The sequence below is a fragment of the Citrobacter sp. TBCS-14 genome, from assembly GCF_005280805.1.
GTDB classification, from domain to species: domain Bacteria; phylum Pseudomonadota; class Gammaproteobacteria; order Enterobacterales; family Enterobacteriaceae; genus Citrobacter; species Citrobacter gillenii.
The window spans coordinates 185,770-206,962 of record NZ_SZWM01001195.1 but is presented as its reverse complement, the minus strand read 5'-3'; the positions used below and the strand labels follow the sequence as shown (position 1 = coordinate 206,962).

The following is a 21,193-nucleotide window of genomic DNA, read 5'->3' as shown; positions in this document are numbered from 1 at the left end:
AAAATGCCGGCGCAGAGCGTTACTGATGTCTGATTAACGCGCCAGCCACTGCTGTCCCAACAGGTCTGCCGTCAGAATAGCGGCATGCACGCTTTCAGGCGTCACCGGGAACGGCATGTTGTGAATGGTTTCACCTTCTGTGCAGGTGGCTTTGGCAACAGCATGAATTTTGTCGTCAATGCCGTCTTTCACGCCCATTTGCGCCAGGGTGACTGGCAGGCCGACTTTTTGACAGAACGCCAGCACGGTTTCGATCTCTTCCATCGGGCTGTTCTGCAACACCAGCTGCGCCAGCGTACCAAACGCGACTTTTTCGCCATGGTACAAATGGTGGCACTCTTCCAGAATCGTGAAGCCGTTATGAATCGCATGCGCCCCCGCGAGGCCGCTGCTTTCAAAACCAATACCGCTAAGATAGGTGTTCGCTTCCACAATGCGCTCCAGCGCATCGGTTACGACGCCTGCCTGCGCCGCGCAGCGGGCTTTTTCGCCTTCTGCCAGCAACGTATCATAACACAGGCGCGCCAGGCTCAATGCTGCCACGGTGGACTGTCCACCCGCCATGCTGGTCGCGCGGGCGTCATAACAGGCCTTCGCTTCAAACCAGGTAGAGAGCGCATCGCCCATCCCGGCAACCAACAAACGCACCGGTGCTTTGGCGATAATCGCGGTATCCATCACCACCATATCCGGGTTTTTCGGGTAGATCAGATACTCTTCAAACTCACCGGCTTCGGTATAAATGACCGACAGCGCGCTGGTTGGCGCATCGGTCGAGGCGATGGTCGGGATCACCACCACCGGCAGCTTCTGGTAATAGCCAATCGCTTTGGCGGTATCCAGCGTTTTGCCGCCACCGATCCCGACCACGCCACGGCAACCGTGTTGCTTCAGAATGGCAATCAAACGATTAATTTCCACATGGCTGCATTCGCCGTTAAAGCGTTCCGCATGGCAGCTAATATCGTGATTATGCAGGCCATTGAGCACTTTCTCTCCCGCCAGATTCATCACGAAATCATCCGCAATCACAAAAAAGCTGTCCGCCAGATTTTTAGCATATTGACCAAATAAGATAGATGCATCAGGGCCCTGGAGATATTTGGCTGGAGATTGAATAACGTTTAGCATTCCTTTCATCCTCAAATAAGTACATGTTTTGACATGATGAGCCCTGGCATTGACCTGTTTAGCCTGATGCTAACGGCGAAAACAAAGCGCTACCGGAGCGATGCAATCACTGTATGGCGAGGCGAGTACAAAAAAATCATTCGTCTTTTTGTTCTGATATGAAACGGATAAAAGGAACATACGTTCCACATTGAAACAATTAACCCCAAAAAAGATAAGGTTTGCGATCCCGATCCGTTCCTTTAGCCCATATTTCTGTCACGCAAAGAGGCCCGGTTTCGCCTTTTCGTTATCTACCGCCGGAATAACCGGCAAAAAAAAGCGCTCTGTCCCGAACAGCCCGCCCTGACGGCCGGTGAAAAAAGCCGCGTGGGTTCGCATTTAGCCATTTCCATTCGTCATTACGTTCCATTTAGGAACAAAAAACAGTTTTTACGTTCCGAAATGAAACTCATTTTACTTGAGTTTTTTTCCGCGCTGACTCGGCCAGAATCTCTCCATCGCCTCCGCTACCATGACCATGCATTCGGGGGTTTGTTTAATACTCAACCTGCCGGAGCCGTTATGTCTCAATTCTTTTTTAACCAGCGTACCCATCTCGTTAACGATGTCATCGACGGTACGATTATCGCCAGTCCGTGGAATAACCTGGCACGCCTGGAGAGCGATCCGGCCATCCGCATCGTGGTGCGTCGCGATCTCAACAAAGAGAACGTCGCGGTGATCTCCGGCGGTGGCTCAGGTCACGAACCCGCCCACGTTGGATTTATCGGTAAAGGCATGTTAACCGCCGCGGTTTGCGGTGACGTGTTTGCCTCCCCGAGCGTCGATGCGGTACTGACCGCCATTCAGGCGGTGACCGGTGAGGCAGGCTGCCTGCTGATCGTGAAGAACTACACCGGCGATCGCCTAAATTTTGGCCTGGCCGCCGAGAAAGCGCGTCGGCTCGGTTATAACGTCGAAATGCTGATCGTCGGCGACGACATTTCGCTACCGGATAACAAGCACCCACGCGGGATCGCTGGCACCATCCTGGTGCACAAAGTTGCCGGCTATTTCGCCGATCGTGGCTACAACCTCGCTACCGTGCTGCGTGAAGCACAGTATGCGGCGAACAACACCTTCAGCCTGGGCGTCGCACTCTCCAGCTGTCATTTGCCACAGGAGACCGACGAGGCTCCGCGTCACCATCCGGGCCATGCAGAGCTGGGCATGGGCATTCACGGCGAGCCGGGTGCGTCGGTGATTGACACGCAAAACAGCGCGCAGGTGGTTAATCTGATGGTAGAGACGCTGATGGCCGCCCTGCCGGAAACCGGCCGTCTGGCAGTGATGATCAATAACCTCGGCGGCGTTTCCGTTGCCGAAATGGCCATCATTACCCGCGAACTGGCCAACAGCCCGCTGCACGAACGTATCGACTGGCTGATTGGCCCGGCCTCGCTGGTCACCGCGCTGGATATGAAAGGCTTCTCGCTGACCGCCATGGTGCTGGAAGAAAGCATCGAAAAAGCGCTGTTGACCGAAGTGGAAACCAGTAACTGGTCAACGCCCGTGCCGCCACGTGACATCACGACCGTGCCGTCATCTCAGCGCAGTGCACGCGTGGAATTTCAGCCTTCGGCTAACGAACAGGTTGCCGGGATTATTGAGCAAGTCACCGCAACGCTCGCCAATCTTGAAGCACACCTCAATGCGCTGGATGCGAAAGTCGGCGACGGCGATACCGGGTCAACCTTTGCCGCAGGTGCGCGTGAAATTGCCGACCTGCTACATCACCAGCAGCTTCCGCTGGCTAACCTTGCCACGTTGTTTGCACTGATTGGCGAGCGCCTGACCGTGGTCATGGGTGGCTCCAGCGGCGTATTGATGTCAATTTTCTTCACCGCTGCCGGACAAAAGCTGGAGCAGGGTGCCGAGGTCGCCGATGCGCTGAATACGGGGCTAGCCCAGATGAAGTTCTACGGTGGTGCAGATGAAGGCGATCGTACGATGATTGATGCGCTGCAGCCCGCGCTAACATCGCTACTGGCACAACCACATAACCTGCAAGCCGCCTATGACGCTGCGCTGGCAGGCGCAGAACGGACCTGCCTGTCGAGCAAAGCCAACGCCGGGCGCGCGTCGTATCTCAGCAGTGAGAGCCTGCTTGGTAATATGGACCCCGGCGCACACGCGGTGGCAATGGTGTTTAAAGCGCTGGCAGAGAGTGAGTTGGGCTAAGTTCTTCGTTCTACGGGTTATCAATGCCTGATGGCGCTATGCTTATCAGGCCTGCGGTTTACTCGCTTTTGTAGGCCGGATAAGGCGCTTGCGCTGATATCCGGCGAAGAAATGCCTGATGGCGCTTCGCTTATCAGGCCTACGGTTTGCTCACTTTTATAGGCCGGATAAGGCGTTTGCGCCGCCATCCGGCGAAGAAAGGCTGTTGCGCTTCGCTTATCCGGCCTACGAAGTACGCACTCCGGCAAAACATTAACGATAAACGCGAAGTCCTCCCTCTACGCCCCGGCTAAACAGCACCTGCCAAAGCTCGATATCTCTGGCACGGAATGCCCCAGCACACGCGCATAAATAGTAATTAAACATCCTTTTGAAGGTCGCGGAATAACGCGACGACAGAGTCGGCCATGCCTGGTTAAACCGTTCATGCCAGGCCATCAGCGTTTTATCGTAGTCGCTGCCGAAGTTATGCCAGTCCTCCATCACAAACCGCGATTCGCTGGCCTCGGCAATGTGGGAAATCGCCGGTAAACAGCCGTTTGGGAAGATATATTTATTGATCCACGGATCCACACTCATCCCTTTTTTATTGCTACCAATGGTATGCAGCAGGAACAGTCCATCGGGTTTTAAGCAGCGGTCGGCAATACTGAAATAGGTGTCGTAGTTTTTCGGGCCCACGTGTTCAAACATCCCCACGGAGACAATACGATCATAGTGTTTATCGAGGTCGCGATAATCCTGCAGCAGAATAGTGACATCCAGCCCGTCACAGCGCTGCTGCGCCATTTTCTGCTGTTCTTTCGAGATGGTAACCCCGTCTACCGCTACGCCATAATGGCGTGCGGCATATTCAGCCAGCCCGCCCCAGCCGCAACCGATATCCAGCAAACGCATGCCCGGTTGCAATTGCAGCTTCTCGCAAATCATTTTTAATTTGGCATTCTGCGCGTCGTCTAATGTTGTCGCGTCTTTCCAGTAGCCGCAGGAATATTGCATGTGGGGATCAAGCATCAGGGCGAAAAGATCGTTACCTATATCGTAGTGTTCTTTGCCGACAATCCAGGCACGGCTGCGTGATTGCAGATTAAACAAACGCGCGCTGGCAATGCGTAAAATATCTTTCAGATTGCCCGGCATTTTTTGGTCGAGTTTTGCTTTAAGGATTTTGCAGAACAGAATATCGAGCCGCTCGCAATCCCACCAGCCTTCCATATAGCTTTCACCCAGCCCTAACGAGCCTTGTTGCAGCACCCGTTTAAAGAAACCGGCATGGTGAAGTTGAATGTCCCAGGCGCGCGAACCATTAATCTGGATATCAGCCTGCTGGAGCAGGTCTTTCCCCATTCGGGTCCAGTTATCATTTGTTTCATTGACGATGACAGCATCAGAACACAGCGAATTCATGGTATTTACCAAAGGTGGACGAATAATTCTTACGCAAGATTATTATGGAAAACAGGGTGTATGTATTATGATTTGCGGACAAGATCTATCGAACAGAAGCCACATCACCGGAAGTATCAGGTATTTTTTATGGACACCCTCAGGCAAAAACAGTGGAGTTCTTTCCCGGATGATTCAATGGCGGAACTGCCGCAGGACGTGTACTTTCGTTCTTATGTCCTTGAAGCGAATAACCATGTTCCACCGCATTCACACGCATTTACCCAGTTTCACTTCGCCCGTAAGGGCAGTATGCGCATTGATGTCGCCGGTAAATGCTGGATAATTCCCGCACATTACGGTATCTGGATCCCGAATAATATTGAGCATGCGGTATGGGCGCTGGATGACGTGTATTTAGAGAATCTGGATATTAAGCCAGGCTTTCTAGAGAAGCGCATCGACGAGTGTAAAGTGGTGGCGATCAGTGATTTCGCCAGAGAGTTTATTCATTACGCCACCAACGTTATTTCAGGCCATTATGATAGCCAGTCAAAAGAAGGAAAACTGGTGAGCGTGCTGGTCGATATTATTTTGCAATTACCGGAAGTCGCCTTTGTATTACCCTGGCCGCAGGATGCAGAATTAACAAAAGTGTGCCGGACAATACAGGAATCTCCTGCACGGGAACACTCGGTGGAGTACTGGGCTAATCATCTTGGCATGTCCGCCCGAACTTTCTCGCGTCATTTCAAAAAAGAAACCGGGTTACCGTTCAGCGTCTGGAAGCAAAAGATGCGTATTCTGGAATCGGTGTTAATGCTGAAGAAAAATAAAAGCGTTACCGCCGTGGCGCTCGACGTGGGGTATTCGAGCACCGCGGCGTTTAGCTACGCGTTCCGCCAGGCATTTGGCGTTCCGCCGTCAAATTATTAATCAGCCGCTTTCCGCTGATGCCAGTAGGCTGCCGCACGCACCCGCTGCGGGTCAAACGCTTCGGTTTCAAAGCGGGCGCTCAAATTTTTTACCACTTTCCCTTCGCCGGTTACCCAGATGAAATAATCGTCTGCAGGCACCGTCAGCCGAGCCAGCGCGTCATCCACCGCCTGTTCGTCATGCCCGACAAACCACTGGATAGCAAACCCATCCAGATGGGCAAGGTAGTCCTGATACGCCGCATCCTGCACGCTCACCAGCGCCGTGACGTTCGGGCGTCGCGCTAAACGACAGAGCGCTTCCAGGCGACGGCGCAATGCAGGCATTCCCGATTCATCGCACACATAAACCTGATACGCATACTCTTCCGGTACCACCAGCGAGCCGCGCGGTCCGCCAATCGTCAGTGTATCCCCTGCACGGGCATGCATCGCCCACGTACTCGCCACGCCACCGTCGTGAATATAAAAATCCAGCGCCAGTTCATGACGCGCATCATCGTATAGCGGCGTGTAATCCCGGGACGCAGGGCGCACACCGTCAGCCCAGACGATGCCCTCATCGGTAACCACCGGCGGCACAAAATGGCTGCCTGGCTCAGGAAAGAAAACTTTGGCGTGGTCATCAAAGCCGCGTGAGCTGAAGCCGTCCAGCGCCTCCCCGCCCAGCACGATGCGCTGAAAACCTGCGCTGATACGCTCAACGTGCAGGACGGTAAGTTCACGGAAGCGCAGTTCATTACGAACGCGCTGGGGGTAGCGTGAGGTGTTTTTTGTCATTTTTCGCCTTCGTGAGGATAATACGATATATCTAAATTAACATTCAAATGATAATGATTGCTAATAACAAAGATTGCAAGCATTTTTTTGATACACGCCACGGCGTAAATCCCCTTCTCACCATTGATAATAATTGACATAAAAATCAATCAATTAAAACACCAGCCTATCACGCACTTGCAAAATCATAACTTTTAGATATAAATTAGATATATCGAAATAACATCTGGAGACTACTATGCAAAACCACCATGACGGTTGCTGCAAACATACAGATCACCCACACGAAGGTTGCTGCAAAGGCGAAGAACATCGCCACGAAGGCTGCAACAGTGAAGGACATCACCACGAGCACGGCTGCGGGCATCGCCATGGCCGCGGTGGCGGCGGGCGTCGTCAGCGTTTCTTCGGTCACGGCGAATTACGCCTGGTGATTCTGGATATTTTGACCCGCGATGCCAGCCACGGCTATGAGCTGATCAAAGCCATCGAAACGCTGACCCAGGGCCACTACACGCCGAGTCCAGGGGTGATTTATCCGACGCTGGATTTCTTGCAGGATCAAGAGCTGATTGTCATCAGCGAAGAGGAAGGTGGGCGTAAACAGATCACGATCACGGCGCAAGGCCAGCAGTGGCTGGAGGAGAATCGCGAGCATCTGGCGCTTATTCATGAACGCGTTAAAGCACGCTGCGTTGGCTTTGAATTACGTAAAAACCCGCAGATGAAACGCGCGCTGGAAAACTTTAAAGCCGTGCTGGATCTGCGGGTCAATCACGGTGACACCAGCGATGCGCAGATCAAAAAAATCATCGGTATTATCGATCGCGCAGCGCTGGATATCGCTCAGCTGGATTAATCGGGTCATCGGGCGGAACCGTTGTTCCGCCCGAATAGCGGTGCTTAATGCAGCACCGTCACCGCATCTTCCAGGCGCCCGGCGCGATGTTTCACCCGCACTGAAATTTGCGCGCTCTCTTCAACCAGTTCGGCATTTTTCTGCGTAATGTTGCTCAACTCATTCACCGCACGAGTCAGGCTGGTCAGCCCGTCTGCCTGTTCCAGCGTCGAATGACTGATTTGTGCAATCAGTTGGGTGACGTTCTGTACCTGCGCCACAATGTCGTCCATCGTGCGGCCAGCGGCGTGAACCTGGCTGGATCCGGACTGCACCTTGTCGGCACTGGCATCAATCAGCTTGCGGATGTCATTCGCCGCACTGGCGCTCCGGCTGGCAAGATGGCGTACTTCCCCCGCCACGACGGCAAACCCTTTCCCCTGCTCGCCCGCTCGCGCCGCTTCAACCGCCGCATTCAATGCCAGGATATTGGTCTGGAAAGCAATATCGTTAATCAGCGTGGTGATGGTGCCGATACGCTGGGTGCTGCTGGCGATATCGTCCATCGTTTTGATCACCGTCTCCATCGCCTCGCCTCCCTGCGTTGCCGCACTGCTGGCGGCAATCGAGAGTTTGTCAGCCGCAGATGCTGTCGCCGAGTTTTGCTTCACCGACGCCGCCATCTGGTTCATCGTCGTCACCGTTTCCTGCACGTTTTCAACCGTTTGCTGGGTGTGCTTGTTTAAATCATCGCTACCTTTTGCCAGCGTATCGCTGTCGTTACGCACGCAGGAAACCTGGCTTGAAACGTCGTGAATAAGCCAGCGGCACATTAATCCCAGTTGCCCCACCGCCCGCAGCATCAGGCCCAACTCATCGCTGCGGTTCAGGTGCGTCACGCTGTTGCGCTCGCCGGTCGCCACTTTCAGCGCCTGGCGGGCGACATTTTCTATCGGGCGTACAATTTGCCATTCGAAAATCGCCGTACCCGCCAGCATCACCAGCGCACTCACCAGCAGCAGCGGCCACGCCGCGCCCATTTGCTGCAACGCTGCCGCCAGCACGGCAAACATCAGTGTCATCACGCTGCGCACCCGCCAGCGAACCGGCAGCGCCGGCAGCTTTCCCAGCCAACTTTTACGCACCACGAGTCCCTTATGGATGCGTTTGTTGCAACGTCCTTCATTTAGCGCCTGATACAACGGCTCGACCGCCGCAATCTCCTCCTGCGTCGCCCGGGTTCGAATCGACATATACCCGGTCATTCGCCCTTCACGTACCATCGGCACCGCATTGGCTCGCACCCAGTAGTGATCGCCGTTTTTACAGCGATTTTTTACAATACCGCTCCATGGCTCCCCCTGTTGCAGCGTGTACCACATATCAGCAAATGCCGCCTTGGGCATGTCCGGGTGACGAACCTGATTATGCGGCTTGCCGAGCAGCTCGCTCAGCTGATAGCCGCTAACCTGGACAAATGTGTCATTCGCATGAGTGATGTAGCTTTGTAAATCGGTAGTCGACATGAGGGTAATATCATCATCCAGCGGAGTATGCTGCTGACTAACGTAGGGATCAGAAGACATGGTTGCGTCCTATGCAGGTTATCTGGTTGTTAACTTTTTCGGCATATGTTATTTCGGCGATAATTTTTTTATCTTTAGTTGTTAAATTTGATTTAGATCGCAATTTGCGATTAAACCTCAGAATTTGTATGTTTTCTAATTCATTGATTTAAAATACTTTCACCCTGTAACTATTCAATCAGGCTTCACTCTGCGCACCGTCACAGTGCAACTTCTGCCTGTTTTTGGCGCAGAAGATCGCGTATCTCACCTGTTTTCAGAGAGTCAACCTGGGCAAAATACCGCCAAATGTTAACTTTTGGCATTAAATGTTTCGCAAATGAAATGTATCCTGGTGTTTATCCCGATTTTCGTTAAGCGCGCCGGGATGGCGTAATCCCTGCAATACTTAATTCAGTATCATGTGATACGCGAACTCCGGGAGCATATTTTGAACAGGTTACCTTCCAGCGCATCGGCCCTGGCCTGCAGCGCACACGCACTGAACCTCATCGAAAAGCGAACGCTTGATCATGAGGAAATGAAAGCACTTAACCGAGAGGTCATTGAATACTTCAAAGAGCATGTCAATCCGGGGTTCTTAGAGTATCGAAAATCTGTAACTGCCGGCGGGGATTACGGAGCCGTAGAGTGGCAAGCGGGAAGCCTGAATACGCTTGTCGACACCCAGGGACAGGAATTTGTTGACTGCCTGGGCGGTTTTGGAATTTTCAACGTGGGGCACCGTAATCCAGTAGTGGTCTCCGCCGTACAGAATCAACTCGCTAAACAACCTCTGCACAGCCAGGAATTACTTGACCCCTTGCGGGCCATGTTGGCGAAAACGCTCGCCGCACTGGCGCCCGGCAAGCTGAAATACAGCTTCTTTTGCAACAGTGGAACCGAGTCGGTTGAAGCGGCGCTGAAGCTGGCGAAAGCCTATCAATCGCCACGCGGCAAATTTACGTTTATTGCCACCAGCGGCGCGTTCCACGGTAAATCGCTGGGCGCACTGTCCGCGACGGCCAAATCCACGTTCCGTAAACCGTTTATGCCATTGCTGCCGGGCTTCCGTCATGTTCCGTTTGGTGACATTGACGCGATGCGTACCATGCTCAGCGAGTGTAAAAAGACCGGTGATGATGTAGCTGCCGTGATCCTCGAGCCGATTCAGGGTGAAGGTGGCGTGATCCTGCCACCGCAGGGATACCTGACCGCCGTGCGCAAACTGTGCGACGAGTTTGGCGCGCTGATGATCCTTGATGAAGTGCAAACCGGCATGGGTCGTACTGGCAAGATGTTCGCCTGCGAGCACGAAAACGTGCAGCCCGACATTATGTGTCTGGCGAAAGCGCTAGGCGGCGGCGTAATGCCTATCGGTGCGACCATCGCTACCGAAGAGGTGTTCTCCGTACTGTTCGATAACCCATTCCTGCACACCACCACCTTTGGCGGCAACCCGCTTTCCTGTGCGGCGGCACTCGCAACCATCAATGTCCTGCTGGAGCAGAATTTACCGGCTCAGGCAGAACAAAAAGGCGATATGTTGCTGGATGGCTTCCGACATCTGGCGCGGGAATACCCGGATCTGGTGCAGGACGTACGCGGTAAAGGCATGCTGATGGCGATCGAATTTGTTGATAATGAGATCGGCTACAACTTTGCCAGCGAGATGTTCCGCCAGAGGGTGTTGGTTGCCGGAACGCTGAACAACGCGAAGACGATCCGCATCGAACCGCCGCTCACGTTAACCATCGAACAATGTGAGTTGGTATTACGCTCAACGCGTAAAGCGCTGGCCGCATTACGCGTCAGCGTGGAGCAAGTGTGACAGACGCCGGATGGCGCTGCACTTTTCCGGCCTACGGGATCAAATGTAGGCCGGATAGGGCATAGCCGCCATCCGGCAGCATCACACGCTTACACAATCCGCACGCCTGCGGGCATCACGCGCTCTGGCGTCAACAGCACGCTTTCACTGCCATCGTCCGTTTCCGCACACAACAGCATGCATTCTGACGTTTCGCCGCGCATTTTCGCTTTTTGCAGATTACACAGCACCACCACCGTTTTCCCCATCAGCTCATCTTCGCGGTAGTAAGGCACCAGGCTGGTCACGGTTTGCAGCGTTCGTTCGCCGACATCGACCTGAACGATGTAGAGTTTATCGGCATTGTCATGACGCTTTACCTGGGTAATTTTTCCCACGCGAATTTCCATTCGGGTGAAATCCGTAAATGCGATCGTGTCCATTCTTTTCTCCTTTGGTAAAATTTTACTAAATGTTAGCAAAAAACCGTCCTGGCATTGTTCTCAAAAGCCGTAAAATGATGCGCCCATCACACTCTGAAAGCGGGGTTTTACCGTGAATATGTCAATTAGAAGTACTTTTTTTACTGAAAACAGGTGAATAGATAAGCACTTCATTTACAATGCGGGGGTAACTCAGGGAAAAGGTAAACATGGCAACACTTAAAGACATCGCAATCGAAGCTCGTGTATCCCTGGCGACAGTGTCCCGGGTGTTAAATGATGACCCTACGCTAAACGTAAAAGAAGAAACCAAGCGTCGCATTCTGGAGATCGCGGAAAAGCTGGAGTACAAAACCAGCAGCGCGCGTAAACACCAGACCAGTACGGTCGGCCCCCAGCATATTCTGGCGCTCTACAGCTACCAGCAGGATTTGGAAATCAACGATCCTTACTATCTCGCCATACGACACGGGATTGAAACGCAATGTGAAAAGCTGGGGATCGAACTGACCAACTGCTATGAACACAGCGGGTTGCCCGACCTTAAAAATATTACCGGCATTCTCATCGTTGGTAAGCCATCTCCTGCCCAGCGCGCCGCAGCAACCGCGCTGACCGACAATATCTGCTTTATCGACTTTCATGAACCCGGTAGCGACTATGATGCCGTCGATATCGATCTGACCCGCATCAGCAAAGAGAGTATCGATTTTTTCATCGCCCAGGGCGTGACCCGCATTGGCTTCATCGGCGGTGAAGACGAGCCGGGCAAAGCGGATATCCGCGAGGCCGCGTTTGTCGAATACGGTCGCCTGCAGCAGGTGGTCTCGGAACACGATATCTATCGTGGCGGATTCTCCAGCTCGTCAGGTTATGAGTTGGCGAAAAAAATGCTGGCCAAAGAAGATTATCCCAGCGCCCTGTTTGTCGCCTCAGACTCAATCGCCATTGGCGTTCTGCGCGCAATTCACGAACGTGGCCTGGCGATTCCACAGGATATTTCGCTGATTAGCGTCAATGACATTCCGACGGCACGATTCACCTTCCCTCCGCTGTCCACCGTGCGTATCCATTCAGAAATGATGGGCAGTCAAGGCGTTAACCTGCTGTTTGAAAAAGCCCGTGACGGACGCGCGCTGCCGCTGCTGGTTTTCGTGCCCAGCAAGCTGAAACTGCGCGGCACCACCCGCTAACCTCCCTTTTTTCGCGCCCGGTTTCTTCTGATACCGGGCATGCTTTGTCATGCCTTGTTTTTCTCTGCACGGGTTATTTTCGTGATCAAGTTAAAGTAAATCATCTTACCCGCTATATTTTAGTAAAACTTTTACTAAAATCACCTGCAATGACACTTACTCACCATCACTTTGAATGGTTCCGATTTCTCTCCACCGGGAGGCCTTATGAATCGCTGGGAAAACATTCAGCTCACCCACGAAAATCGACTGGCGCCACGCGCATACTTTTTCTCTTATGACTCGGTTGCGCAGGCTCGCTCGTTTGCCCGTGAAACCAGCAGCCTTTTTCAACTGCTGAGCGGTCAGTGGAATTTTCAGTTCTTTGAGCATCCGCTGCAGGTGCCAGAAGCCTTTACGTCGCAGTATATGCACGACTGGGGCAGCATCACCGTCCCCGGCATGTGGCAGATGGAAGGACACGGCAAGCTGCAATATACCGACGAAGGTTTCCCGTTCCCGATTGATGTGCCCTACGTCCCCACCGATAACCCGACCGGTGCATATCAGCGGATGTTTACCCTCAGCGAAGGCTGGCAGGGAAAACAAACGCTGATTAAGTTCGACGGCGTTGAAACCTACTTCGAAGTGTACGTCAACGGCCAGTACGTGGGCTTCAGCAAGGGCAGCCGTCTGACGGCCGAATTTGATATCAGCGCAATGGTGCACACCGGTGACAACCTGCTGTGTGTGCGCGTGATGCAGTGGGCAGACTCTACCTACGTTGAAGACCAGGATATGTGGTGGTCTGCGGGGATCTTCCGCGACGTCTATCTGGTGGGCAAGCAGGCGACCCATATTCAGGATTTTACCGTTCGTACCGAGTTCGATGATAACTACCGTGATGCCACTCTTTCCTGCGACATTGTGCTGGAAAACCTTGCCGATTCACCGGCACAGACCTCGCTGGAATACACCTTATTTGACGGCGAGCGGGTGCTGCACAGCGGTGTTATCAGTCATCTGACTCTCGATAAGCTCACCCGTACTGCCTTTGATTTCGAGGTTAGTGCGCCACAGCAGTGGTCGGCTGAGTCGCCGTATCTTTATCATTTAGTGATGACGTTAAAAGATGCCAGCGGCAATATTATTGAGGTGGTTCCGCAGCGCGTCGGATTCCGCGACATTACGATCCGCGACGGGCTGTTTTACATCAACAACCACTACGTAATGCTGCACGGTGTTAACCGCCACGATAACGATCATCTGAAAGGCCGCGCGGTCGGAATGGATCGGGTCGAAAAAGATCTGCTGCTGATGAAGCAGCACAACATTAACTCGGTGCGTACCGCGCATTACCCGAACGATCCGCGCTTCTATGAGCTGTGCGATATCTACGGCCTGTTTGTGATGGCCGAGACCGACGTCGAATCCCACGGCTTCGCCAACGTCGGCGATATCAGTCGCATCACCGACGATCCGACCTGGGAACCGGTATACGTTGAGCGCATCGTGCGCCACATCCACGCACAGAAAAACCATCCGTCGATCGTCATCTGGTCACTGGGCAACGAATCCGGGTACGGCTGTAATATTCGTGCCATGTACCACGCTGCGAAAGCGCTGGATAACACGCGTCTGGTGCATTACGAAGAAGATCGCGACGCCGAAGTGGTGGACATTATTTCCACCATGTATACCCGCGTGCCGCTGATGAATGAGTTTGGTGAATATCCGCATCCGAAACCACGCATCATCTGCGAATACGCCCACGCCATGGGTAACGGCCCCGGCGGGCTGACGGAATATCAAAACGTTTTTTACCAGCACGATTGCATTCAAGGACACTATGTCTGGGAATGGTGCGACCATGGCATTCAGGCAAAAGATGATAACGGCAACGTCTGGTATAAATTTGGTGGTGACTACGGCGACTACCCGAATAACTACAACTTCTGCCTCGACGGCCTGATTTACCCCGATCAAACACCGGGACCGGGTCTGAAAGAGTATAAGCAGGTGATCGCCCCAGTGAAGGTCTACGCGAAGGACCTGACGCGCGGTGAACTGCGTGTCGCAAATAAGCTGTGGTTCACCACGCTTGACGACTACACCCTGCAAATTGAAGTGCGGGCCGAAGGAGAAACGCTCTCCACGCAGCGGATTAAACTTCACGACGTGGCCCCCAACAGCGACACACTGCTGCACTGCACGCTGCCGACGCTGGATGAGAGGGAAGCCTTTCTCAATGTCATCGTCAGCAAAGACTCCCGCACGTCCTACAGCGACGCCGGGCACCATATTGCCACTTACCAGTTCCCGCTGAAGGCCAGAACCGCTACGCCAGTGCCGTTTAGTCAGCAAAACGCCAGCGCCCTGACGCTGGAGGACGATCGCCTGCGCTGCACCGTTCGCGGCTATAACTTCGCGATAACCTTCTCAAAGCTGAACGGGAAGCCGATCAGCTGGAACGTGAATGGCGAAGAGCTCATTACCCGCGAGCCGAAGATTAATTTCTTCAAGCCGACGATTGATAACCACAAACAGGAGTTCGAAGGTCTCTGGCAGCCAAATCATTTACAGATTATGCAGGAGCATCTGCGGGATTTTGCCCTCGAACACACTGACAATGCGGTGGTGATTACCAGCCAGACGATCATCGCCCCGCCGGTATTTGATTTCGGTATGCGTTGCACCTACCGCTGGCGGGTAACGGTCGACGGTCAGCTGAATGTTGAGCTTTCCGGTCAGCCTTACGGCGAGTATCCGCACATTATTCCGTGCATTGGCTTCACCATGGGCATCAACGGTGATTTGGGGCAAGTCGCGTATTACGGACGTGGTCCGGGCGAGAATTACGCCGACAGCCAGCAGGACAACATTATCGATATCTGGCGTTCGACCGTGGATGCGATGTTCGAGAACTACCCATTCCCCCAAAACAACGGCAATCGCCAGGATGTGCGCTGGGCAGCGCTGACCAACCGCCATGGCAACGGTCTGCTGGTCGTCCCACAACGTCCTGTCAATTTAAGTGCCTGGCGCTATACGCCCGAAAATCTCTTTGCCGCACAGCACTGCAATGAACTCCAGCGCAGCGATGACATCACTCTGAATCTGGACCATCAGCTACTGGGCCTGGGTTCCAACTCCTGGGGAAGCGAGGTGCTCGACTCCTGGCGCGTCTGGTTCCGCGAGTTCAACTACGGCTTTACGTTGCTGCCCATTTCCGGCACCGAGGCCACCGTTCAGACCACTGCTAATCGCGCCTTTGGCACGGAGTTCTTTTCCACGAATTTGCACAGCGAGAATACAAAATGAGGATCATCGATAACTTAGAGCAGTTCCGACAACTCTACGCTTCAGGTCGGAAGTGGCAGCGCTGCGTTGAGGCGATTGAAAATATCGACAACATTCAGCCCGGCGTCGCCCATTCCATCGGTGATTCGCTCACTTACCGCGTGGAGATCGACTCCGCTACCGATGCGCTATTTACCGGTCATCGCCGTTACTTTGAGGTGCATTACTACCTGCAAGGGCAGCAAAAAATTGAGTATGCCGCCAAAGAGGATTTACAGGTGGTTGAATACTATCGCGATGAAACCGATCGCGAATACCTGAAGGGATGCGGAAAAACGGTAGAAGTACACGAAGGGCAGCTGGTTATTTGCGACAACCACGAAGCCTACCGCTTTATCTGTAATAGCGCGGTGAAGAAAGTCGTACTCAAAGTCACCATCGAAGATGGTTATTTTCATAATAAATAAAAAGACAGGCGGCACAGAAGTTGTGCCGCCAGTACCCTACAATAATCAGGAATCGGAGATGTGCTATGTCTGATACCAAGCGTAATACCATCGGCAAGTTCGGCTTACTGTCGCTGACCTTTGCCGCCGTTTATAGTTTTAACAACGTAATCAATAATAATATTGAGCTTGGTCTGGCATCTGCACCGATGTTTTTCCTCGCCACGATTTTCTACTTTATTCCGTTCTGCTTAATCATTGCCGAATTTGTTTCACTGAACAAAAACTCCGAAGCCGGTGTTTACGCATGGGTAAAAAGCTCACTGGGCGGGCGCTGGGCATTTATTACCGCCTACACCTACTGGTTCGTTAACCTGTTCTTTTTTACCTCGTTACTTCCGCGCGTAATCGCCTATGCCTCCTATGCATTTTTAGGCTACGAATACATTTTGACGCCGTTCGCTACCACCGTGTTAAGTATGGTGCTGTTTGCCTTCTCAACCTGGGTTTCGACCAACGGCGCAAAAATGCTCGGGCCGATTACCTCCGTCACTTCCACGCTGATGCTGCTGTTGACGCTGTCTTATATTTTACTGGCGGGGACTGCGTTGGTTGGCGGCGTACAGCCTGCCGATCCCATCACCGTGGATGCCATGATCCCGAATTTTAACTGGGCCTTCCTCGGTATTACGACCTGGATTTTTATGGCGGCAGGCGGCGCGGAGTCCGTGGCGGTGTACGTCAACGACGTGAAGGGTGGCTCAAAATCATTTGTGAAAGTGATTATTATCGCCGGGATTTTTATCGGTGTGCTTTACTCAATCTCCTCAGTACTGATCAACGTTTTTGTCAGCAGCAAAGAGCTGAAGTTTACCGGTGGCTCGGTGCAGGTATTCCACGGTCTGGCCGCATACTTCGGCTTACCTGAGCTGGTGGTTAACCGCTTTGTCGGTCTGGTGTCCTTTACCGCAATGTTTGGGTCACTGCTGATGTGGACCGCAACGCCGGTTAAAATTTTCTTCTCCGAAATCCCGGAAGGTATTTTTGGCAAGAAAACCGTCGAACTGAATGAAAACGGCGTTCCCGCTCGCGCAGCCTGGATCCAGTTTTTGATCGTGATCCCGCTGATGATTATCCCCACGCTCGGTTCGAATACCGTGCAGGATTTAATGAATACCATCATTAACATGACCGCTGCGGCATCCATGCTGCCTCCGCTGTTTATTATGCTGGCCTATTTGAATCTGCGCGCCAAGCTGGACCACTTACCGCGCGACTTCCGCATGGGATCGCAAAAAACCGGGATTATCGTGGTATCGATGCTGATTGCCCTGTTCACCATTGGATTTATCGCTTCAACGTTCCCAACCGGCGGCAACATTATCACCATTATTTTCTATAACGTCGGTGGTATTGTTATTTTCCTCGGTTTTGCCTGGTGGAAATACAGTAAATACATCAAAGGACTAACCAAAGAAGAAAAAGCCATTGAAGCCGCACCAGCTTCAGACAGTCATTAATTCATAAAACATAATAACAATAAACAATATTCGCCAAGGCTATAACAATAAAAACATTATTTTATTTTGCTTAGGATAGAAGCATGAAAATCAATAGCCATTGTTGCAGGGTATTTATTGCCCTGCCCTTTTTCTGTGTCTCCTCTCTGGGTGCAGAAGAAGTGCGACCGGCAGAACACGACGACACAAAAACGCCCGCAATATCCTCTCCCTCATTTCGTTTTTATGGCGAACTGGGAATGGGGGGATATATGGATTTAGAGGGACAGGATAAACATAAATACAGTGACGGAACCTATATCGAAGGGGGCCTGGAAATTAAACACGGCTCGTGGTTTGGTCTGATCTATGGCGAAGGCTGGACCGTACAGGCGGATCACCAGGGAAACGCCTGGGTGCCCGATCATAGCTGGGGCGGGTTTGAAGGTGGAATTAACCGATTTTACAGCGGTTACCGCACCGATGACGGCACGGAGCTAATGCTCAGCCTGCGCCAGGACTCATCGCTCGATGACCTGCAATGGTGGGGAGACTTCACGCCGGATCTGGGCTACGTCATCCCCAACACGCGCGACATCATGACCGCCATTAAGGTGCAAAACCTGACCGGCCCGCTGCGTTATAGCGTGACCGCCACGCCTGCCGGACATCATGATGAAAGCAAGGCCTGGCTGCACTTCGGCAAATACGATCGCTACGACGATAAGTATACCTATCCAGCCATGATGAATGGCTACATCCAGTACGACCTGACCGAAGGCGTAACCTGGATGAACGGTCTGGAGATCACCGACGGCACCGGACAACTGTTCCTGACCGGCCTTCTCTCGCCTAACTTTGCTGCGCGCGCCTGGCATCACACCGGACGCGCCGACGGCCTGGATGAATGGGGTACAGAGACCGGCTATATGGTCAGTGCCATGTATGAAGCGCTCAAAGGCGTCTACCTCTCCACCGCCTACAGCTATGCCAAACATCGGCCAGACAACGCCGAGGATGAAACCACCTCTTTTATGCAGTTCGGTATCTGGTATGAATACGGCAGCGGTCGTTTCGCCACCGCCTTCGACAGCCGGTTCTATATGCAAAATGCATCTGGCGACCCGAGCGACCAGATCTTCCTGATGCAATATTTCTATTGGTAACAAGGACCGGAATACCATGAACATGACACCTATTCTTACGCCGCTGGCGTGTGGGCTGCTGATGAGTTTTTCCGCACTGGCTGCTAACGTAGACAGCGTTAAAAACGTCATCAATCGCACCGGCGCGCCAGGTTATATGCACGACTACGATTATGACGACCATCAGCGCTTTAATCCCTTTTTCGACCTCGGCGCATGGCACGGACACCTGTTGCCGGATGGCCCTGCAACAATGGGCGGCTTCCCTGGCGTGGCGCTACTGACGGAAGAGTACATCAACTTTATGGCCACAAATTTTGACCGGCTGACGGTGTACCAGAACGGTAAAAAGGTCGATTTCACTCTCGAGGCTTACAGCCTGCCCGGCGCACTGGTACAGAAACTGTCATCCACTGCGGTGCAGATCGAGATGACGCTGCTCTTTGCCAGTTCACATACCTCACTACTGGAAACCAAAATCACCAGCAATACGCCGCTGGATCTGGTGTGGGACGGAGAGTTACTGGAAAAGCTGGAAGCGAAAGAGGGAAAACCCCTCTCCGATAAAACCATTGATGGCGAGTATCCGGACTACCAGCGAAAAATCATCGCTACGCGCGACGGCCTGAAGGTCACCTTCGGTAAAGTGCGATCAACCTGGGATCTGCTGACCTCCGGCGAGTCGGAGTATCAGGTACACAAATCACTTGCCATGAACACCACTGTTGATGGCCACCGATTTACCAGTAAAGCGCATATCAATGGCTCTACCACGCTTTACACCACCTATTCACATCTGTTGACCGCGCAGGAGGTCAGCAAAGAACAGGCGCAGATCCGCGATATTCTGGCGCGCCCGTCTTCTTACATGCTCGCCTCACAGCAGCGCTGGGAATCCTATCTCAAAAAAGGTTTAAACAACCCGGATGCCACCCCAGAACAAACCCGCGTGGCGGTGAAGGCTATCGAAACGCTGAACGGTAACTGGCGCTCACCGGGCGGCGCAGTTAACTACAATACCGTGACGCCGTCGGTAACGGGCCGCTGGTTCTCTGGCAACCAGACCTGGCCGTGGGACACCTGGAAGCAGGCGTTTGCAATGGCGCACTTTAACCCGGATATCGCGAAAGAAAATATTCGCGCTGTTTTCTCGTGGCAGGTTAAACCCGGCGATCCGGTGCGCCCACAGGACGCGGGATTTATTCCCGATCTGATTGCCTGGAACCTCAGCCCGGAACGCGGTGGTGATGGCGGTAACTGGAACGAGCGCAACACCAAGCCCAGCCTGGCGGCATGGTCGGTGATGGAAGTCTACAACGTCACCAAAGACAAATCCTGGCTCGAAGAAATGTACCCGAAACTGGTGGCATACCACGACTGGTGGCTGCGTAACCGCGATCATAACGGCAACGGCGTTCCAGAGTACGGCGCCACTCGCGATAAAGCGCACAACACCGCCAGCGGCGAGATGCTGTTCACGGTGAAAAAGGGTGACAAAGAAGAAACCCTGTCAGGGCTGCAAAACTATGCCGCTGTTACCCGCAACGGCCAGTATGACAGCCTGGAGATCCCGGCGCAGGTCGCCGCCTCGTGGGAATCCGGACGTGACGACGCCGCGGTGTTTGGTTTTATCGACAAAGAACAACTGGATAAGTACGTCGCTAACGGTGGCAAACGCAGCGACTGGGTGGTGAAATTCGCTGAAAATCGCAGCCACGACGGAAAATTACTGGGCTATTCGCTACTCCAGGAGTCGGTCGATCAGGCCAGCTACATGGTCAGCGATAACCATTACCTGGCGGAAATGGCGACCCTGCTCGGGAAAACGCAGGTGGCGAAACGCTATCAGGCACTGGCGACGAAACTGACGGATTACATCAATACCTGTATGTTCGATGCGAATACGCAGTATTTCTATGACGTTCGCATTGAAGATAAGCCGCTGGCAAACGGCTGTGCCGGAAAACCGATTGTCGAACGAGGGAAAGGGCCGGAAGGCTGGTCACCGCTGTTTAACGGCGCGGCCACGCAGTCTCATGCTGACGCGGTGGTGAAGGTGATGCTAGACCCGAAAGAGTTCAACACCTTTGTGCCGCTGGGCACCGCGGCGCTCACCAACCCGGCTTTCGGCCCGGATATTTACTGGCGCGGGCGCGTGTGGGTGGATCAGTTCTGGTTTGGCTTAAAAGGCATGGCGCGCTACGGCTACCGCGATGAAGCGCTGAAAATGGCGGATACGTTCTTCAATCATGCCAAAGGACTCACCGCGGACGGCCCGATTCAGGAAAACTATAACCCGCTGACCGGCGCGCAACAGGGTGCCCCCAACTTCTCCTGGAGCGCGGCGCATCTGTACATGTTGTATAATGATTTTCTTAAAAAACAGTAAGCTGTGACCTATTGCCGGATAAAGTGCTTGCACCGACATCCGGCAAATTCTTTCTCTGGCCCCACTCCTTTTTTGAATCCCATCACAATCACGGCATTCCCCTTTTCCCTTTTGCGCCGCGACGGCTAAAT

Annotated in this window: 15 protein-coding genes and 1 pseudogene; 10 read left to right on the top strand and 6 right to left on the bottom strand. The window is 53.1% G+C overall.

What is annotated here, in order from left to right:
- Window positions 1-33: 33 nt before the first annotated feature.
- Both FDX22_RS25745 and FDX22_RS32205 read right to left on the bottom strand, forming a co-directional pair.
- Window positions 34-1,131: a glycerol dehydrogenase gene (locus FDX22_RS25745; RefSeq protein WP_146717970.1), complete on the bottom strand. Its 1,098-nt coding sequence runs from the start codon at window positions 1,129-1,131 to the stop codon at window positions 34-36.
- Window positions 1,132-1,389: 258 nt separating this feature from the next.
- Window positions 1,390-1,512, bottom strand: a complete 123-nt coding sequence (locus tag FDX22_RS32205; protein WP_255433080.1) for a hypothetical protein — start codon at window positions 1,510-1,512, stop codon at window positions 1,390-1,392.
- 183 nt (window positions 1,513-1,695) lie between these two features.
- Here FDX22_RS32205 and FDX22_RS25740 point away from each other — a divergent pair, with 183 nt between their 5' ends.
- Window positions 1,696-3,354 (top strand): glycerone kinase, encoded by a 1,659-nt coding sequence (locus FDX22_RS25740; protein WP_146717969.1) that lies wholly within the window; start codon window positions 1,696-1,698, stop codon window positions 3,352-3,354.
- Window positions 3,355-3,606: 252 nt separating this feature from the next.
- Here the strand turns inward: FDX22_RS25740 and cfa are convergent, their stop codons facing one another.
- Window positions 3,607-4,761, bottom strand: a complete 1,155-nt coding sequence (gene cfa / locus FDX22_RS25735) for a cyclopropane fatty acyl phospholipid synthase (RefSeq protein WP_096755602.1) — start codon at window positions 4,759-4,761, stop codon at window positions 3,607-3,609.
- 67 nt (window positions 4,762-4,828) lie between these two features.
- On the opposite strand from cfa, the pseudogene FDX22_RS25730 reads away from it, so the two are divergent.
- Window positions 4,829-5,676: pseudogene (locus tag FDX22_RS25730) on the top strand (helix-turn-helix domain-containing protein).
- On the opposite strand, the gene FDX22_RS25725 reads toward FDX22_RS25730, so the two are convergent.
- Window positions 5,673-6,455 carry a siderophore-interacting protein gene (locus tag FDX22_RS25725; protein ID WP_146717968.1) on the bottom strand — a complete coding sequence of 261 codons (783 nt, stop codon included), beginning with the start codon at window positions 6,453-6,455 and terminating at the stop codon, window positions 5,673-5,675. The pseudogene FDX22_RS25730 and the gene FDX22_RS25725 overlap by 4 nt on opposite strands.
- A 238-nt stretch (window positions 6,456-6,693) precedes the next feature.
- Between FDX22_RS25725 and FDX22_RS25720 the strand changes: the two genes are divergently transcribed.
- Window positions 6,694-7,314 carry a PadR family transcriptional regulator gene (locus FDX22_RS25720; RefSeq protein WP_146717967.1) on the top strand — a complete coding sequence of 207 codons (621 nt, stop codon included), beginning with the start codon at window positions 6,694-6,696 and terminating at the stop codon, window positions 7,312-7,314.
- Between the two features lie 44 nt (window positions 7,315-7,358).
- On the opposite strand, the gene FDX22_RS25715 is transcribed toward FDX22_RS25720, so the two are convergent.
- A complete protein-coding gene (locus FDX22_RS25715) occupies window positions 7,359-8,879 on the bottom strand; it encodes a PAS domain-containing methyl-accepting chemotaxis protein (protein ID WP_096755599.1) in 1,521 nt (506 codons plus the stop codon).
- 430 nt (window positions 8,880-9,309) lie between these two features.
- Between FDX22_RS25715 and ygjG the strand changes: the two genes are divergently transcribed.
- Window positions 9,310-10,689: a putrescine aminotransferase gene (ygjG, locus tag FDX22_RS25710; protein ID WP_168246938.1), complete on the top strand. Its 1,380-nt coding sequence runs from the start codon at window positions 9,310-9,312 to the stop codon at window positions 10,687-10,689.
- Between the two features lie 89 nt (window positions 10,690-10,778).
- Here ygjG and FDX22_RS25705 read toward each other — a convergent pair whose 3' ends face one another.
- Window positions 10,779-11,111 (bottom strand): tRNA-binding protein, encoded by a 333-nt coding sequence (locus tag FDX22_RS25705; RefSeq protein WP_137400181.1) that lies wholly within the window; start codon window positions 11,109-11,111, stop codon window positions 10,779-10,781.
- 209 nt (window positions 11,112-11,320) lie between these two features.
- Between FDX22_RS25705 and ebgR the strand changes: the two genes are divergently transcribed.
- The 6 genes from ebgR (at window position 11,321) to ygjK (ending at window position 21,062) form a co-directional block, all read left to right on the top strand.
- A complete protein-coding gene (gene ebgR / locus FDX22_RS25700) occupies window positions 11,321-12,304 on the top strand; it encodes a transcriptional regulator EbgR (RefSeq protein WP_137400182.1) in 984 nt (327 codons plus the stop codon).
- 207 nt (window positions 12,305-12,511) lie between these two features.
- Window positions 12,512-15,604: a beta-galactosidase subunit alpha gene (gene ebgA / locus FDX22_RS25695; RefSeq protein ID WP_146717966.1), complete on the top strand. Its 3,093-nt coding sequence runs from the start codon at window positions 12,512-12,514 to the stop codon at window positions 15,602-15,604.
- The gene (locus tag FDX22_RS25690; protein WP_146717965.1) at window positions 15,601-16,050 is read left to right on the top strand and encodes a beta-galactosidase subunit beta; all 450 of its coding nucleotides are present in this window, start codon (window positions 15,601-15,603) and stop codon (window positions 16,048-16,050) included. Before ebgA ends, FDX22_RS25690 begins: the two co-directional genes overlap by 4 nt.
- A gap of 65 nt (window positions 16,051-16,115) precedes the next feature.
- The gene (locus tag FDX22_RS25685) at window positions 16,116-17,549 is read left to right on the top strand and encodes an amino acid permease (protein ID WP_096755593.1); all 1,434 of its coding nucleotides are present in this window, start codon (window positions 16,116-16,118) and stop codon (window positions 17,547-17,549) included.
- 83 nt (window positions 17,550-17,632) lie between these two features.
- The gene (gene ygjJ / locus FDX22_RS25680; RefSeq protein ID WP_146717964.1) at window positions 17,633-18,694 is read left to right on the top strand and encodes a protein YgjJ; all 1,062 of its coding nucleotides are present in this window, start codon (window positions 17,633-17,635) and stop codon (window positions 18,692-18,694) included.
- A 16-nt stretch (window positions 18,695-18,710) separates the two neighbouring features.
- Window positions 18,711-21,062 (top strand): alpha-glucosidase, encoded by a 2,352-nt coding sequence (gene ygjK / locus FDX22_RS25675; protein ID WP_146717963.1) that lies wholly within the window; start codon window positions 18,711-18,713, stop codon window positions 21,060-21,062.
- Window positions 21,063-21,193 lie beyond the last annotated feature (131 nt).